The organism is Candidatus Nanosynbacter featherlites (genome assembly GCF_005697565.1).
In the GTDB taxonomy this organism is placed as follows: Bacteria; Patescibacteriota; Saccharimonadia; order Saccharimonadales; family Saccharimonadaceae; genus Nanosynbacter; species Nanosynbacter featherlites.
Map to the genome: position 1 here is coordinate 506,634 of NZ_CP040004.1, position 15,111 is coordinate 521,744.

The following is a 15,111-nucleotide window of genomic DNA, read 5'->3' on the forward strand; positions in this document are numbered from 1 at the left end:
TAGGCTTTACTGTATCACTATTCAATAATCATCAATCAACCCGCTCGGCAAGCGACATCACTTGATAGCCGTATTGATCAATATCTTCTTGTTTCCAAAAATCGATTTCTTTCGTGCGTAAAACTTCGCCGACTACGTGACGGACTTTGCGACCGGTTGGCGTTCCGTCATAATTTACCTCAACCTGTTCCAAAATATCGCCAGGTTGGATGTCAAAATCAGCCACCCTCATATCAAACGTTTTCTCGCCCGCTAGGACTTTTTCGAATAAATCAGGGTAAGATTTTTTGGTGATAATTTTCATACGTTTTATTATAAAAGATGAATCATGAAACTGCCTACCTTTCTTGCTATAATCAAGGTTGCCATATGAACAATTATTCAAACATCCTGTTCCCAGAAATAATCAATGAAGCGTTTCCAATTCTCGACGATGCATCATATATTCGCCAGCTGGCGTCTCTCGTTCCGCTCTGTCCTGATACAACATTTCATCTGTTTAGTCATAAGGGGCAGTATCTTGCATTGGTAATGACAGACTATCCTGACCCGTTTTATCAGAGCGAGGAGCTCAAGCAAATTTCTGGGGAATATAAATTTGAGTTCATCCATATTATCAAGCCTTATGCCAACAACCAGAGTATTGAAATTCGTCCGAACGAAGACATGGATGACAGCTTTTTCGTTTCAGATCCGAAGAGCTATTATCGGTATTATTTAGCTGCGGTTAGACAAAATAGCCGCTAACTGTAAGTATATCAGTCTACAGTTGCCCATTGGTTATCAATGCCCTGCCGTCGATCAGCTGCTTTGCTTTCACGTTATACTGCTTTGTCCATTTCAATGTCAGCACCAGCGCGCACCATATACACAAAATCCCGATGTAATCCAAAATCTGAATGCTATTGTTATAAATGACGCCTCCAATGATGCCACCCAGTACATAATTCTGCACTTGATCGCTGGCGGATGACGGTGATAAATTACCTTTCCCGGAAATGTTGATGATTATCGTCAGCGCGAAAAAGCCAATCAACAGTTTTATTGCTACTAAAATGAATTCATTCATGATTTGATCTTAGCACAGATATCTAGTGTCTCGGTATGACATACTTGGTGGCGGTCTTTATGTAAAGCAGGGGCCGAGAGTTCGTTTGACGACTTTAATCACGCACAATTTAGGACAACCTATTCTTGGACCCGTATTTTTCTCTAGCTATTTTAGTATACTTTCTGATGAAATCACTTTTTGCATCAGTATACCCATCCCTATCATTCTCAAATTCCTTCCAAAGATTCAGTTTTAATTTTTCGTACTCTTTGGCGATGCTACTATTTTCAATTAGATAATCCCTAAAATAGATCTCATCATTATCTCCCGCCACCCTAATGTGGAGATGAAATACCTTATCCGCAAAGCCCTGCTTGGTATATCCATTATTCAATGAGATTCGTTTTGCTTTCTGACTCATACACAGCCAATTATTTTCAACAAGAATATTTTTTACAGGCTCTAATTCTTTTTCCGACGGGACTTCAAGCAATATATCTACTATATTCTTTGCCTGTATATTTGGGATAGCTGTACTCCCAATGTGGGATATTCGTGTTATATATTTTTCCGGCACCAATGAGGAGATGGATTTTACCTCCTCATCATACCAGTGCGCCCATTCTCGATTGTGTTCTACAAGAAATATAGGGAATAGTTGCCACAATTCTTCCAAACTCATTTTCTCTAGTTCTCTATCCATCACATCCTCCTACTCAAACCTCACCACAAACCGCATGCCCCGCCCGTGCGGTGTGAAGTCATAGTCAAGGCCTTTGGTGTCGAGTAGCATCTTCACGGTGTAGAGGCCGATGCCACTGCTATCGGCATGTTGCTTCATGTCGTCAGAACTGCGATAAAACGGGTCAAAGACGTGCTGGAGTTGCTGTTTAGTGAGTGGCCTGCAGGCATTTTCGATAGCCAGCTCATTCTGGTTGCAAGTAATTTTTATCACGCTCCTGACGTCGCCATGGCGCACCGCGTTTGACACCAGGTTTGAGATGACGTGGCGTATCATGTCTCGGTTAGCGCGAATGGTCGTCGGACGCGCGTCAACCGTGAAAGTCATGCCGCGCGTTTTTGCTAGCAACATATAATCGTCAACCACCTCAGCGGCCAGCTTATCGATCCTCAGCCGTTTCTCCTGGTGCAAAGCCTGCTCGGCGACACTGCCAGAGCGCAAAACGTCATTCACCATCGCCGCCAAGCGATCAACCTGCGCCACCGATTCCGCCAGGTACTGGTCGCGATTTTTATATTCGCCGATGTTTAGTTGCATGTTCTCGAGCATGATCCGGAGGGCTGCTAGTGGCGTTTTTAGCTCGTGCGAGGCCGCACGTAAAAACGCGATTTTTTCCTTTTCCAGCTGCGTGATCCGCTTATTCTCATGCTCCAGCGAGCGAATCGTTTGCCACAGGTTTTGATAGAGTTCGTTAATGTTTCGTCCTAGCACGCCGATTTCATCACTGCTATTTACTGGATAATGCGCATCCTTTTCCAGCCGCTGCATGGTCGTGGTCACCGCCGCCATCTGGCGAATCGGCCGCGTCACAAAACGGCTATAGATGTACGAAAACACGAGTGCCACCAACAGCGAGCCAAGCATGGTATAGGGTAGTACCTGCAGCGTGGCGAGTTTGGCCTGAGTGACAGGCGCCACGTCGGCGAGTAGCTTGACCGTAATCGTTCGCCCCTGCTTATCAGCCACACTACCCTGCCGCAAAATCACCGAGCGTGGATCGACCGTTTGCCCATCAGCAATTTTCACCACGCTGGTGTCAACCGATTTACCGCTATCGGTCACGATGTTGATCGACTGAAATCCCTGAAAATACTGATCGTGTCCATCAATTGTCAGCGTGATATTAACATTTTTCATCTGAGCAAACTCCTGGCTGAGACGACGCATTTCCTCAGTCGATTTACCGCGTAGTTCAACCACGAGCGCCGTAAGATTGTCCGCCGCCTCGCGCTCTTTTTGTTGCAGATAAAATTGCGGCATCAAGGTGTAAACCAACGCATGTACTAGAATGATCAACGCCGCAAACAGGCCGATTGACACCAAAAATGTTTTAGGGAATAATTTAAGATTCTTCATAGCGATAGCCCACTCCCTTCACCGTGATGATGCAATCCAGGTGTAATTTCTTGCGTAAGTTTTTGATGTAAACATCAATCACTCGGTCGAACGGCACCTCGTCATCACGCCATAACTTGTCAATGATAGCCTGCCGGCTCCAGACCATGTTTGGATTGTCGACGAGCAGTTTGAGCAGCTGCACCTCCTTGGGCTTGAGGTGTGCGTCAGTGTCATTATAAAATCCCTGATAGGCCGCAAAATCCACCGAAGCCAAACCTCGCTGCCACAAGGTTTTTTTGACAGGCTGTTGGCGGCGAAGTAGCGCCTTGATGCGCTTCTCCAAAATCACCAGTGAGAATGGCTTACTCATATAATCATCCGCTAGCTCGTCAAAACTGGCAACTTGCGTCGGCTCATCATGCAGCGCCGTCAACATCAGTACCGGCATGTCGCTGGTCTGGCGAACTTGATGCAATACCTCAATGCCACTCATCCCTGGTAGCATGATGTCAAGGACAATCACATCCACCCCAGCGAACTTATCCAGCGCTTCCTCGCCGCTGGTCGCTGTCACCACCGTAAAACCGCGCTGGCGGAGGAATTGCTCGGTACCAGTGCGAACTGCCGGTTCGTCTTCAACAAGGAGGATGTTCACTGCTCGTACACCCGTACGTACATGTCGTACAGCTCTTTTTTGTATTGTTTCACGGCCTTGTCCCCTGGCCATATCAATTCATGACCAACGCCCATGTGCACTGGTGTCGTTTCATTTGTAAACGTGGCGCCACTGTTTTTAGCCATCTTTTCTGCAATGTCACTTGCCATGGCACCGTCAATTAAACGGTCCTCGCTACCGATGATCAAACCAACGTGCTTCAACCCTACCGCCTTCAAATCGCTGCGATAATTTTGCTTGATGATGACATAATTTGCCAATGCCCGGTATGACAAAGCGCCATCAAAAAATTGATCTGGCAGCAGATGATTGCCATAGACATTGCGCAGCAGCGCCACTTGCCACTTTGGTGCCTGAGAAGCATCCGGCTCATAGTACGGCGAAAGTAGCAGCACCCGCGAAAACAATCCATCGCCATATTGTGCCAACCACGTCGCCAGCGTACCACCGCCCGAATGGCCAATCACGCCTAGCTCATCGCCCAGCCCGCTGACCAGCCCAGCACTATCACTCATAAAATTCACCAATTCACTGGCGCGAACTTTGCCGTGCTGCTTGCCATCTTTCAGGCCATGGTGCGGTGCTCGCGGCACGTAGACATTGTATCCCGTCTGATAGAACCAATCCGCCAACTCTGCCATCGCCGACGGCTCACCGCTGACGCCATGAAGAATCATCACCGCCCGCGCAGTTTTCTTGCCGTGAGTTTTCAGAATTGGGCGAGATTCTGGACGCACCTCGCCATTAGCCGCATCATCAGCAATGACCTTTTGAATATCCTTCACCGACTGGTCATAATCACGCCGCTGAATGTGAGCCTTTTGCAGGTCAGTACTCCGACTTGGACACAGGAATACCCAGGCAACAGACGCCGCAATCAGCACCGCCACGACACCGGCTATTGTTATCCCCAGCGCTTTACCACGTACTGCCATGGCACCTCCTCATTCCAATTATTTTATTTCTTGCGCCGCCAAAATCCGCGCCTGAATTTCGTCCAGCTGGGCGTCATCCATTTTTGGACCATCAGCAGTGGTCAGCCAACCCGGATATTCCGCGTAAAATGCCTGCTCATGCGACACTGCCGAACCAATTCCCTTCGCCAAATCACCATGCAGCGGCACCAACTTGGCATGAACATGCGCCACGCCTGTGCCCTCAAAAATCAGTGCCACTCGCGGCGTATCAAAGGCTTTTTCCAAGATATTGGCAACCTTTTTCACCGCCAGCATCATTTCAGCATACAATTCATCATCCAAAGAAAAGACATAATCGCCTGGATTTTGTTTTGGTATCACCACAGTAAAGCCTGGCGTGTTTGGAAACGGCGTCAAAAATGCCAAAAACTTCTCGTCTTCCCAAACTTTCCAAGATTTCATGTTGCCTGATACGATGTCGTCGAAAATTGTGTGATTCATATACCCATTATACCATTCTCATATCCAGGTATAATCAGCCTCTCTGTGATATCCCGCTTCCGTGCTTCATCGATAAACGCAGCCTGCATGGCTGTCACTGTTAATTTGCGTAATTGCTGTAGTGTGTAGCCAAATTCGTTCGACAAGACACCCATTTCTCCGCTCATCGACGTGCCAGACACCAGCCGATTGTCCGGATTTACTGTACAGGCAAGCCCTAGCTTATCCAATTGCGGTAGTGGGTGTTCTGAAAGCTTAGTTACAGCACCAGTCTGCACATTTGACCTTGGGCAACATTCAAGCACAACGCGTCCGTTGCAAACAGACCGTGCAACCGCGCCAAGCGTTCCATCGTTCGCTACATCTTCAATGATACGCACGCCATGCCCCAGCCGTTGTACTCCTTGCGACACTGCACTTTTGATAGACTGCACACCATCAGCCTCGCCAGCATGAATCGTAAATGGTATAGAATTTTCGCGCAATATACTAAACGCGGCGGCGTGGGTTTCTAGCGGATAGCCAGCTTCTGGACCAGCAATATCAAAGCCAACAACTGTCGAATTGGTGCCATAATTATCAACCACCAGTTGAGCAATTTCTTCGCTACGGTTTCCATCACACATGGCGCACAGCAAAAGCCGCGCATGAATTTCCTTACCTTGCTGATGAGCAAGCTTCTCTCCCTGGCGACATCCATCAGCCACAGCATCAACAATTGTCTGCAAGCTAAGCCCTTGCTGTTGGTGTAGTTCTGGTGCAAAGCGTAGTTCAGCATATACGACGTTATCTTCCGCCAAATCGAGGACTGCTTCGCGTGCCACTCGGCCAAGTGCAGCTGATGTCTGCATCACGCCAACAGTATGTTCAAACGTAGAGATATACTGCGGCAAAGAGCCGGCATTAGCAGCATCAAAAAACCATCGCTTAAGCGCATCGGGATCACGCGTCGGCAACTTGTCGTAGTCAGTCGCTTCGGCAAGTTCGATGACAGTCGTTGGACGCAAACCGCCATCCAGATGGTCGTGTAGCACCACTTTTGGTATGTGCCGTATCACCTCCGTCATGTGCTTATTCACACGCTCTCCATAGTCCAGACTGCCTTGTCGAAAATTGTGTGATTCATACTCCTCCTTTACGCAAATAAATCGTTCAATGCCTCACTCACCGTTGGATGAGTGAATATTTGGTCACGCAGTACAGTATACGGCAGGTCATTATCCATTACGGTTTTGATAATATTAATGACTTCTGGTGAGTTACGACACAATAAACTAGCACCCAAAATTTGTTCAGTGTTTGCATCAATCACCGCACGCAGCAAGCCTGTTGTAGCATTATCAACATGCAGGCGCGGAATCGCCATAGCGGGCAGCTCTTTTATGATAATTTCGCGCCCCGTCGCACGCGCCTCAGCCTCTGTCATACCCACCCGACCTAGCGGCGTTTGCATAAAGACCGCGTACGGCAAGGTTTTTTGTTTGGCGCGAGTGTACAGACCATCGCCCAGCAACTGGCTTCTCACAATCCGAAAATCATCCAGCGACGCATAGGTGAATTGTGGCCCGCCCGTTACATCGCCCATTGCCCAAATATGCGACCGACTAGTGCGAAGTGTTTCATCAACCACAATTGCCCCGCGCTCATCCGTCGCTACACCAGCAGCTGGTAAATTCAAGCTCATTGTCGCCGGGCGACGGCCCGTAGCCATCAACACCGCATCATAACCAGCGTAATCATCATGACTTACTGTGCGAATCGTCGCAGTAGACTCACCCTCAATCGCTGTCACATCCACACTAAACACAATCTCGATACCCTGTGCCTGCAATGCTTCAGTAGTAGCCTGAGCGATTGCTGGATCTTCACGTGCAAGCAGAGCATCACCCCTCTCAAATACTGTTACTTTTGTACCAAGTTTGGTATAAGTTGAGGCAAATTCTAACCCAATATAACCGCCACCAATGATAGCTAGCTGTTTTGGCTGTGTCATTTTATCCAGCAATTCAGTACTGGTATATACAAACGGCTTATCAACACCTGGAATATCTGGGATGATTGATTCCGCACCGGTGTTAATAAAAATCTGCGGTGCACTCACTATTAGCTCGTCGTCACCCGCCATAACCTTCACAGTACGATCATCTACGAACGATGCCTCACCCTCAATGACACTCACCGTTTCACGATCCGCGAGCATGTGATAGTTCTTCTCATTCAACCGCGTCACTACCGTTGTCTTATGTGCCATCGCCTCATCAAAACTTTGATGATGTTCGGCTGCACTGACCAGCACCTTAGTAGGAATACAAGCAATATTAATACAGGTGCCGCCATACATCTTTGGTGACCGCTCCACCAGCGCTACCTTTTTGCCCGCATTCGCCAGCGCCACCGCTAATGTCTTACCAGCTTTGCCAAAACCAATAATAAGTGCGTCAAATTGTTGTATATCCATTTACCTCCTCCTATCTTTTTTAGTGATCTCTCTCGCTGCAACAATTTCTCTATCGGTATACAGAACTGCCTCTTTTATTACAAGTTTTGAGATACTACTGTTATCGTGTGCGCAATAGCTCCTTAAAACTGTTCCAAAAAGTCCAGCTTGCCACTCTCGAAATGTCGCACATCCTCGATGCCGTATTTCATCATCACCAGGCGGTCGATACCGCAGCCAAAGGCAAAGCCAGTGTATTCATTTGGGTTGATGTCAGCAGCCTTCAGCACATTCGGATGAATCATGCCGCAACCCAACAGTTCGATCCAGCCTTCGCCCGAACAAACTTTGCAATCCGGATTTTTTCCTTCGCAGAATGGGCAGCTCAGCGCAAACTCAAAGCTCGGTTCGGTGAACGGGAAATAAAATGGATTGACACGCACGTCAAGTTTCTTGCCGTAATATTCCTGCAAAAACTCTTGCAAAGTAGCGATGAGGTTACCGACATTGACACCTTTGGCAACATACACGCCTTCGACTTGGTAGAACGTGTGCTCATGCCGCGCGTCCAGGTCTTCATTGCGAAACACCCGGTCGGGTACGATGGCAGCGATTGCCTCACCCCTTGCGAGATTACCATGATATTTTTTCAGCACGCGATTTTGCATGGTCGAGGTGTGCGCCGGTGCAATCAAACGGTCGCCATTAGCGTCAGTCTCTTCGGTCATGAAGGTATCATAATCATCGCGCGCTGGGTGACCTTTCGGGAAATTTAGACTCTCAAACATGTGAAATTGGTCGTCAATCTCACGCGACTCTTCCGTCACAAAACCCATGCGATTAAAAATGTCAGAAATGCGGTCAATTTCACGCATCAATGGGTGAATCGTGCCGCGCTCACTCGGCAGTAAATCGGGTCGTGGAGCATTAACATCCATCAGCGCTGTCACGTCAATTGGCGGCAAGTCAACTTTTGACAGTTCAGCTTCACGAGCCGTGACCAACCGCTCCAGTTCCTGTTTCAATTCATTAACTTTTTTACCAAACGCCGCGCGCTCCTCGGCTGGCAGTGTCGCGATGATGGCATATAGCTCCCGCAGCTCCGTACTCCGCAACACACTGCGCGGTTCAGCCACCTCTGCTACACGTGATAATAATGCTGATCGAACTTCATCTAGCTTTTTCATATCATCGTCCTTGCATTAAAAACATACCGACAACCCCTGCCGCCATGATCACGATCAAAATCCACGCCCACGCCAACGTCGTCGTCTGTTTTGTGCCTTCTAGATATTTCACATCTTCCACGCCGTCCAAGCTAGCTTTCTCCTGCAAGCTCGACGCTTTCGCCTTTTCGCGTAGTTCCGCCGCAATGCGTTCTTGCAGCTCACTGCGCTGATCGTTCTGATTTACAAATAATCCCATAACTACAGTATAGCAAATTATGCTATAATAGTCGTGATACTACTTTAAGGAGGGAATATGGCTACGAAGAAAACTTCAAAGAAAGCCCCGGTTAAAGCTACGGCAAAGAAAACTGCTGCAGCCAAAACCGAAACCAAAACGACCGTCAAACGAGTCGTCACCGAATCTGCTGCGGCCAAAAGCAAAAGCAAGCGCGCCAAATTGGGTTCTGCATTACCAAGCAACTTAATCAACATCGTCATCGCAGAAATCATCGGTACGTTCATCTTGACGCTGACCGCACTGTTTGCATCGGACGTCCTGTCATCAATGTACGTTGGTTTTGCATTGATGCTCATCGTTACTGCTATCGGCGGTATTTCTGGCGCACACGTCAACCCAGCCGTTACTTTCGGTTTGTGGTCAATGCGCAAATTAAAAACCGCTTTGGTACCATTCTACTGGGGTGCACAATTCCTCGGTGCCATGGCAGCAGTTGTACTAATCGGCTCAATCACCAACAACGGTTTTGCGCTCAGCTTTAACCAATTCACTGCATTCTCATGGAGCGTCTTTGCCGTTGAACTGATCGGTGTTGCTGTCTTCATGTTCGGCGTCGCCGCAGCATTGAACCGCAAAGAAATCAGCACGACTGGCAAAGCTGTTGGTATTGGTCTGGCATTGATGATCGGTTTGGTCGTATCAGGCTCAATCACGTCATTTGTCCGTGCATCAGTCATAGCCAAAATCCAAGACAACCAAGTTGCAGCGCAATCAGAAAACAGTGAGCGTCCATACCCACGAGAAATTTACATCTCAGGCGCAACACTCAACCCAGCTGTTGCTTTGGCAGTCACAGAAAAGACTGACACTCAAGTGCGCAGCAACAGTCCATTCCCAGCTAAGAACGAGAAGAACTACTCTCGCTTTAGTCTGGAAGTAATTGTCGCAACACTCATCGGTGCAGCTCTGGGTGGTAACTTGTTCTTGCTCATCAATTACCGTAACAAGGAAGAAGAGTAAATCATAGTTCTACTATAACGATATCCCGCCTGGTTTGGCGGGATATTTTTTATATTCAATCTTCCTGCGCTGGCCGATCGATCAGTTCTGGCTGCGTTTGATGATCACCACCAGCGATCCGCACCACGTCTTTATCAATCTTGCCCAGCTCCTTGTATGAATTATTATAATGCCCGACAGTCGTACTGAGGCTCTTACCCATCTTGGTCATCAGCTCGTCAAACTTTTTGATATGCACGCCCAGCTGACCGACACGCACCTGGATGTCCTTGGCCTGCTCTTCAATCTGTAGGCTCCGCAGCCCCTGTAGCACCGTCTGCAAATACGCTAAAAAGCTGGTCGGGCTGACGATGATCACCCGCTTGTCACGAAAGGCATATTCGATCAAATCGCGGCTCGAACCGCCCGTACCAACATTGTTGATGAGTAGATCATAATACAGCGACTCTGATGGAATGAACATAAAGGCAAAATCCATAGTATTCTCACGCGGCCGAATGTACTTGCTGGTTTCGTCGATGCGCCCCTTCAGGTCAGCCTTCACCTTATTCAGCCACAACTCGCGCTCAGCTTTAGTCTCAGCGTTGATCATCCGGTTGTAATTTTCCAGACTAAATTTACTGTCTACTGGCAAAATCTGCCCCTTGTCCAAAAAAATCACCGCATCAACAATCTCGCCATCCTTGAAGCGGTACTGCATCTGAAACTGCTTGGCTGGCAGTACATTGTCCAGCACACTTTCTAAGTAAAACTCGCCGAACACGCCGCGCTGCTTCGGATTTTGCAGAACGTTCTGCAAAGTTTTTAGGTCAGTCGCTACGTCGACCACCCGCTTGTTTGTTTCATCCAACTTGGCCAGCCGCTGTGTCACGTCCGCCACCAATTTGGCACTTTCCGACAGCTGCTTTTGGACCGAAGTTTGCACTTGAGCATTGCTGCGCTCTAATTTGTCGCTAACTGATTCATTCAACTTGGCGATGGTTCGCCCCAGCTCCACCACGTCAGTTTTGATGAGCTCAACTGATGACTGTTGCTTCAGCTCGCCTAGTTTTGACTGCAGCACAAACAGCGTTGCGCCCAAGCCCATAACGATAATACCTAAGAGAATGATGATAATGATTTCCATACCCTTAGTGTACAGGGATTACAGAGACAAGACAACTCGCGCCAAAATCACAAACACGATCATCAACAAAATCGCTGCGCCGTCGCCGCGAATCCTATTGAGCCATGTTAGGCTAGCGTATACCACCATATAGGTCAATAATGCGATCAACGCCGCTACAATAGTGTGCGCCTGCCAAAAATTGACACCCCACAAGGCAATCGTTGCTGCCAATACCACGACCAGCGGACGCTTGATACCAAACAATATCAACACTGGTACCAACATGATAGCCATGATAACTGTGGCGATATGCCCTGCCATCATGGTGCTGTTGCCACATAACAACTGGTTGGCGCCATCTTTACACACGATTGGTTCCAAAATAACTCGGTCAATTCCTGTTGCAACCAACCACACCAACAGCCCTGCCACTGCCGCAGTCAGCAACAAACGACCAAACACTGCTGCTCGCATATTAAACAAGTAATCTGATATTTCCTCTTTAAATATAGTTGAGAGAATCTTCATAATATTCTAATATTACACGAAAATTGCCAATAAAGCAAATGTAGATTATGAATATATTTATGCTAACGCTTTATTAGCGGCTTGTACCAGATGATACCAATACAAGCAATCAACAAACCACCGGCGACATCAAGCGGTGTATGCACCAATGCCAGCACCCGGCCAATTCCAACCAGCAGTGTCAACACTAAACAAACGCTCGCTAGCAACTTATCGCGCGTACCGAACCAAACTGCCAAGGTGATTGCCATGGTGAACAATGCGTGATCTGAAGGAAACCCAGGATTATTCAGATATGCTGCACCTGGCTCAACACCCATCAACTCAAATGGTCGCAAGCTTTCTGGCTGATAGAACGTCCCCACCGTCTTTGCCACCACATACGCCGTCAAGCCTGCCATCAACACTCTGGCATATGTCTGGTATTTTTTATTATTCGGCACTTTGCACAGCAATGCGTACGCACCAATCAAGACCACCGGTATAACCAAACCGTCTGCCACCAGTTTCACAATTGCTTCCATGCAATCATTGTATCATCCGCCAGCCTGCACATCCAGAGCTTGCGCACCACCATGTTTTGTAGTACAATCAAATATGCATTGGGGATTGGCCAAGTGGTAAGGCAGCGGGTTCTGGTCCCGTGATCGGGGGTTCGAATCCCTCATCCCCAGCCACATTGAACTACAAAATACATCGTTAGCGCGATGTATTTATTTTTTTGACGTTTTGATGACAATACCAAACAGCGCCCACAGCAGCGCCAGCCACACAAAGTCGATCATGCTTGATTGCCGAGATAATACACTGAACAATATAGAGATACCGCGCATATCCGCAAAGACCACCAAAACCGTCAGTAACTGCAGCGCCATGATCAGACAGCAAAAACTCAGCCGCAATACAGAAGGTCGCACCCGTAGTCCAATCAACCAAGGCAATGCCAGCACTTCCATATACACCAATGCTACCGCGAGCACCACTGCCGTCACTTCGGTAAACCCAGCGACCTGCAACAATCCTGGAAATTTTTCAAAAGCAAACAGCTGCATCAGCACCGTCACCAGCAACGTCGCTGCCAGTAGCAAACCAGCCCAACGGCCCAAACCAACGTTTATAATCTCTTTTCTCATTCGTTTGACTGACGGCTTTTTCATGCTTTCATTATAATGCGCAAACCCTATAACCACAAGTTTGTTGTATTTTTCACTAAATTACTTGCAAAAAAACAAAAATATACGTACCATAAACATAAGCGAACTATACAAAAATAAACACCACAAATTACGTATCTTTCGCTCTACGACCATCCACCACAACAAAATACCGCTGCTTTTCATGTAGCGGTATTTTCCGTTAACTCAGTATCATTTAGCTTTTTTGGAATGGTTTTCACGCCACTTGGCGATCATTGCATGGTTGCCGCTCAGTAAAACCTCTGGAACCCGCAAACCATTAAACTCTGCAGGGCGCGTGTACTGTGGGAACTCCAACGTCTCACCATCCGAGAAACTCTCAATCACTGCCGATTGCTCACCACCCAAAACTCCAGGCAACAGCCGAACGATTGAATCAATGATGGTCATGGCCGGCAGCTCGCCGCCAGTCAGTACATAATCACCGACGCTCAGCTCCATATCCACCAGTTCCATGATTCGCTCATCATACCCCTCATATCGTCCACAGATAAAGATGTAACCGTGCTCTTTTTCTGAAAATTCTTGCGCCAGCGACTGCTTCCATCTGGTGCCGCGTGGCGTCATGATGACTACCTTGGCAGTTGGGTCCTGACTCTTGGCGTGTGCCACCGCCTTCCACAGCGGCTCTATCATCAGCAGCATGCCGTCACCGCCACCATATGGAGTGTCGTCAACTTGTCGCCGCGGCCCCAGACCAAACTCACGCAAATCAATGGTTTCCAGACTCACCAGACCCTCTTTTTGTGCTTTCCACATCATGGAACTACCAAACACACCCGTCAACATTTCGGGGAATAGTGTAATCACTTGAAATTTTCTCATCTCTCAAATTTTAGCATACACTTGACTAAAAAGTATTTTTAGTGTAAAATGATGCCTAACAATTTAAAGGAGTTTTTGTTATGAAGGAAACCTTACAACAATCTAACTTTCTGCGTGATAAAGTCGCTAAGCCTGCCGCAGGATTAGCCATCGTTGGTACTAGTCTTGGTATTGGCGGCTGTTCAGCTGAACCACAGCCCGACATGTACAAAATGTCTGTCGCTATAGCCTGTGATGGACAATCACATTTTGGTAAACCTGGAATATTGTCATACGAAAATGACGTCAACGGCAGGGGCGACACCGGAAACGTAGACAGAGTGACCGTTGGCTGTCAAACCTGGTCTATGGACGCTGACTCTAGCCAGGAAAATGACGCTCGAGTTGCTGGAGAAGTTGAAAAAAGAAAGCTAACAGAAGAAGAACAAAAAGGCAATCGGCAAAATCGGGTTTACGATATTGTCAGTGAGACCCGAGATGATAAAACATACACCATTGATTGGAATGTCACGGTTGATAAGCCAAAGGAGGGAAAGAAAGACGCCGCAACTGAACTTCCTCACCCTCTTTGCTATGCAGGCAACTATCTGGTTGGAGATGGCGATTCTGGGACCATCGTGTATGAGATCTCAGACCCAGACCACAAGATCAACCCCGTAATAGACCCTAATGACACAGGCGGTTACATAGTCAATAAAAACGCTGACGGAAAAGTAACCTCCTATATGCGAGAAAATCCAGCACCAGATGCTAATTTCGTGGAGCCACCTTATTTCTAAGTAGATCTAAACCATAGCCCAAAAAACCGCCTCATCACGGGGCGGTTTTTTAGCACAAATAAGGCTCTCAATGGTTACCCATTGCTCGCATAGAGCTGTTCTCGCATGTTGTCTGTGCTTGAACTACGTTTATTATATATCAAGGTCGTCCAGTTCTGCAAGCTCTTTTCGAGCATTTTCTGCGTAGGAAGATTGGCTTTCCACAGCTTCCTCTGTTGACTTTTCCACAGCAGATTCAGAAGATGTGCCATCTCCACTACTCTGCGCGCCAGTAAAGCCGTCATTGTTGACGATTTTCAAATTGTAGCGTGCATCATTTTTTGTGCCCAAAGCTCGCAACAAAGTACGAACACTTTGTGCAGTGCCACCGCGTTTACCGATCACCCGACCCAAATCCTCAGGATTGACAGTCAGGGTTAGCAACACACCTTTTTCATCAATCAACCGCTCAACGACAACATCATCCGGATGCTCCACAAGTGATTTAATGATGTATTCCACAAATTGCTGGTCAATCGTTGACATTCTGCCCCTCCTTCGGAATTAAACTGTATAGCTAGTATATCATAAACATTTTAGCACGAGC

19 protein-coding genes, 1 tRNA gene and 1 pseudogene are annotated in these 15,111 nt (G+C 47.6%); 4 read left to right on the forward strand and 17 right to left on the reverse strand.

Annotated features, from left to right (window positions below):
• Positions 1-31: 31 nt before the first annotated feature.
• Positions 32-304: a DUF3850 domain-containing protein gene (locus FBF37_RS02630; protein WP_138079222.1), complete on the reverse strand. Its 273-nt coding sequence runs from the start codon at positions 302-304 to the stop codon at positions 32-34.
• Between the two features lie 65 nt (positions 305-369).
• Between FBF37_RS02630 and FBF37_RS02635 the strand changes: the two genes are divergently transcribed.
• Positions 370-747 carry a hypothetical protein gene (locus tag FBF37_RS02635; protein ID WP_138079224.1) on the forward strand — a complete coding sequence of 126 codons (378 nt, stop codon included), beginning with the start codon at positions 370-372 and terminating at the stop codon, positions 745-747.
• 34 nt (positions 748-781) lie between these two features.
• On the opposite strand, the pseudogene FBF37_RS02640 reads toward FBF37_RS02635, so the two are convergent.
• The 10 genes and pseudogenes from FBF37_RS02640 to FBF37_RS02685 form a co-directional block, all read right to left on the reverse strand.
• A pseudogene (locus tag FBF37_RS02640) lies at positions 782-1,069 on the reverse strand (DUF421 domain-containing protein); the annotation flags it as partial.
• Positions 1,070-1,178: 109 nt separating this feature from the next.
• Positions 1,179-1,754 carry a GrpB family protein gene (locus FBF37_RS02645; protein ID WP_138079226.1) on the reverse strand — a complete coding sequence of 192 codons (576 nt, stop codon included), beginning with the start codon at positions 1,752-1,754 and terminating at the stop codon, positions 1,179-1,181.
• Between the two features lie 9 nt (positions 1,755-1,763).
• Positions 1,764-3,149 (reverse strand): HAMP domain-containing sensor histidine kinase, encoded by a 1,386-nt coding sequence (locus FBF37_RS02650; RefSeq protein WP_138079228.1) that lies wholly within the window; start codon positions 3,147-3,149, stop codon positions 1,764-1,766.
• Positions 3,136-3,786 (reverse strand): response regulator transcription factor, encoded by a 651-nt coding sequence (locus FBF37_RS02655; RefSeq protein ID WP_236861222.1) that lies wholly within the window; start codon positions 3,784-3,786, stop codon positions 3,136-3,138. The genes FBF37_RS02650 and FBF37_RS02655 overlap by 14 nt, the downstream gene beginning before the upstream one ends.
• On the reverse strand, positions 3,783-4,742 hold the full coding sequence (locus FBF37_RS02660; protein ID WP_138079233.1) for an alpha/beta hydrolase: 960 nt from the start codon (positions 4,740-4,742) through the stop codon (positions 3,783-3,785). Before FBF37_RS02660 ends, FBF37_RS02655 begins: the two co-directional genes overlap by 4 nt.
• A gap of 18 nt (positions 4,743-4,760) precedes the next feature.
• Positions 4,761-5,225 carry an HIT family protein gene (locus FBF37_RS02665; protein ID WP_236861223.1) on the reverse strand — a complete coding sequence of 155 codons (465 nt, stop codon included), beginning with the start codon at positions 5,223-5,225 and terminating at the stop codon, positions 4,761-4,763.
• On the reverse strand, positions 5,222-6,304 hold the full coding sequence (locus tag FBF37_RS02670; RefSeq protein ID WP_138079235.1) for an adenosine deaminase: 1,083 nt from the start codon (positions 6,302-6,304) through the stop codon (positions 5,222-5,224). The genes FBF37_RS02665 and FBF37_RS02670 overlap by 4 nt, the downstream gene beginning before the upstream one ends.
• A 56-nt stretch (positions 6,305-6,360) precedes the next feature.
• Positions 6,361-7,677, reverse strand: coding sequence for an FAD-dependent oxidoreductase (locus FBF37_RS02675; RefSeq protein WP_174843614.1), 1,317 nt, complete (start codon positions 7,675-7,677; stop codon positions 6,361-6,363).
• A gap of 128 nt (positions 7,678-7,805) precedes the next feature.
• Positions 7,806-8,849: a phenylalanine--tRNA ligase subunit alpha gene (gene pheS / locus FBF37_RS02680; RefSeq protein ID WP_138079239.1), complete on the reverse strand. Its 1,044-nt coding sequence runs from the start codon at positions 8,847-8,849 to the stop codon at positions 7,806-7,808.
• 1 nt (position 8,850) lies between these two features.
• The gene (locus FBF37_RS02685) at positions 8,851-9,087 is read right to left on the reverse strand and encodes a hypothetical protein (protein ID WP_138079241.1); all 237 of its coding nucleotides are present in this window, start codon (positions 9,085-9,087) and stop codon (positions 8,851-8,853) included.
• 57 nt (positions 9,088-9,144) lie between these two features.
• Here FBF37_RS02685 and FBF37_RS02690 point away from each other — a divergent pair, with 57 nt between their 5' ends.
• Complete coding sequence (locus FBF37_RS02690) at positions 9,145-10,089, forward strand: MIP/aquaporin family protein (protein WP_138079243.1); 945 nt, start codon at positions 9,145-9,147, stop codon at positions 10,087-10,089.
• A 55-nt stretch (positions 10,090-10,144) separates the two neighbouring features.
• Here FBF37_RS02690 and FBF37_RS02695 read toward each other — a convergent pair whose 3' ends face one another.
• The 3 genes from FBF37_RS02695 to FBF37_RS02705 form a co-directional block, all read right to left on the reverse strand.
• The gene (locus tag FBF37_RS02695; RefSeq protein WP_138079245.1) at positions 10,145-11,215 is read right to left on the reverse strand and encodes a DNA recombination protein RmuC; all 1,071 of its coding nucleotides are present in this window, start codon (positions 11,213-11,215) and stop codon (positions 10,145-10,147) included.
• A gap of 18 nt (positions 11,216-11,233) precedes the next feature.
• On the reverse strand, positions 11,234-11,725 hold the full coding sequence (locus tag FBF37_RS02700; protein WP_138079247.1) for a hypothetical protein: 492 nt from the start codon (positions 11,723-11,725) through the stop codon (positions 11,234-11,236).
• 62 nt (positions 11,726-11,787) lie between these two features.
• Positions 11,788-12,249 (reverse strand): phosphatase PAP2 family protein, encoded by a 462-nt coding sequence (locus FBF37_RS02705; RefSeq protein WP_138079249.1) that lies wholly within the window; start codon positions 12,247-12,249, stop codon positions 11,788-11,790.
• A 79-nt stretch (positions 12,250-12,328) separates the two neighbouring features.
• Here FBF37_RS02705 and FBF37_RS02710 point away from each other — a divergent pair.
• Positions 12,329-12,402 (forward strand) — tRNA-Gln (locus FBF37_RS02710).
• Positions 12,403-12,438: 36 nt separating this feature from the next.
• Here FBF37_RS02710 and FBF37_RS02715 read toward each other — a convergent pair.
• A complete protein-coding gene (locus FBF37_RS02715; RefSeq protein ID WP_138079251.1) occupies positions 12,439-12,882 on the reverse strand; it encodes a hypothetical protein in 444 nt (147 codons plus the stop codon).
• Positions 12,883-13,092: 210 nt separating this feature from the next.
• Positions 13,093-13,746, reverse strand: coding sequence for a tRNA (guanosine(37)-N1)-methyltransferase TrmD (gene trmD, locus FBF37_RS02720; protein WP_138079253.1), 654 nt, complete (start codon positions 13,744-13,746; stop codon positions 13,093-13,095).
• A gap of 80 nt (positions 13,747-13,826) precedes the next feature.
• On the opposite strand from trmD, the gene FBF37_RS02725 reads away from it, so the two are divergent.
• Positions 13,827-14,525, forward strand: a complete 699-nt coding sequence (locus FBF37_RS02725; protein ID WP_138079255.1) for a hypothetical protein — start codon at positions 13,827-13,829, stop codon at positions 14,523-14,525.
• A 132-nt stretch (positions 14,526-14,657) separates the two neighbouring features.
• On the opposite strand, the gene FBF37_RS02730 is transcribed toward FBF37_RS02725, so the two are convergent.
• Positions 14,658-15,050 (reverse strand): KH domain-containing protein, encoded by a 393-nt coding sequence (locus tag FBF37_RS02730; RefSeq protein WP_138079257.1) that lies wholly within the window; start codon positions 15,048-15,050, stop codon positions 14,658-14,660.
• Positions 15,051-15,111 lie beyond the last annotated feature (61 nt).

Excerpts from the sequence above, each read along its gene's own strand:
- FBF37_RS02630 (WP_138079222.1), bottom strand. The coding sequence starts at position 304 with ATGAAAATTATCACCAAAAAATCTTACCCTGATTTATTCGAAAAAGTC.
- FBF37_RS02635 (WP_138079224.1), top strand. The coding sequence starts at position 370 with ATGAACAATTATTCAAACATCCTGTTCCCAGAAATAATCAATGAAGCG.
- FBF37_RS02645 (WP_138079226.1), bottom strand. The coding sequence starts at position 1,754 with ATGGATAGAGAACTAGAGAAAATGAGTTTGGAAGAATTGTGGCAACTA.
- FBF37_RS02650 (WP_138079228.1), bottom strand. The coding sequence starts at position 3,149 with ATGAAGAATCTTAAATTATTCCCTAAAACATTTTTGGTGTCAATCGGC.
- FBF37_RS02660 (WP_138079233.1), bottom strand. The coding sequence starts at position 4,742 with ATGGCAGTACGTGGTAAAGCGCTGGGGATAACAATAGCCGGTGTCGTG.
- FBF37_RS02665 (WP_236861223.1), bottom strand. The coding sequence starts at position 5,225 with ATGAATCACACAATTTTCGACGACATCGTATCAGGCAACATGAAATCT.
- pheS (WP_138079239.1), bottom strand. The coding sequence starts at position 8,849 with ATGAAAAAGCTAGATGAAGTTCGATCAGCATTATTATCACGTGTAGCA.
- FBF37_RS02685 (WP_138079241.1), bottom strand. The coding sequence starts at position 9,087 with ATGGGATTATTTGTAAATCAGAACGATCAGCGCAGTGAGCTGCAAGAA.
- FBF37_RS02690 (WP_138079243.1), top strand. The coding sequence starts at position 9,145 with ATGGCTACGAAGAAAACTTCAAAGAAAGCCCCGGTTAAAGCTACGGCA.
- FBF37_RS02695 (WP_138079245.1), bottom strand. The coding sequence starts at position 11,215 with ATGGAAATCATTATCATCATTCTCTTAGGTATTATCGTTATGGGCTTG.
- FBF37_RS02700 (WP_138079247.1), bottom strand. The coding sequence starts at position 11,725 with ATGAAGATTCTCTCAACTATATTTAAAGAGGAAATATCAGATTACTTG.
- FBF37_RS02705 (WP_138079249.1), bottom strand. The coding sequence starts at position 12,249 with ATGGAAGCAATTGTGAAACTGGTGGCAGACGGTTTGGTTATACCGGTG.
- FBF37_RS02715 (WP_138079251.1), bottom strand. The coding sequence starts at position 12,882 with ATGAAAAAGCCGTCAGTCAAACGAATGAGAAAAGAGATTATAAACGTT.
- trmD (WP_138079253.1), bottom strand. The coding sequence starts at position 13,746 with ATGAGAAAATTTCAAGTGATTACACTATTCCCCGAAATGTTGACGGGT.
- FBF37_RS02725 (WP_138079255.1), top strand. The coding sequence starts at position 13,827 with ATGAAGGAAACCTTACAACAATCTAACTTTCTGCGTGATAAAGTCGCT.
- FBF37_RS02730 (WP_138079257.1), bottom strand. The coding sequence starts at position 15,050 with ATGTCAACGATTGACCAGCAATTTGTGGAATACATCATTAAATCACTT.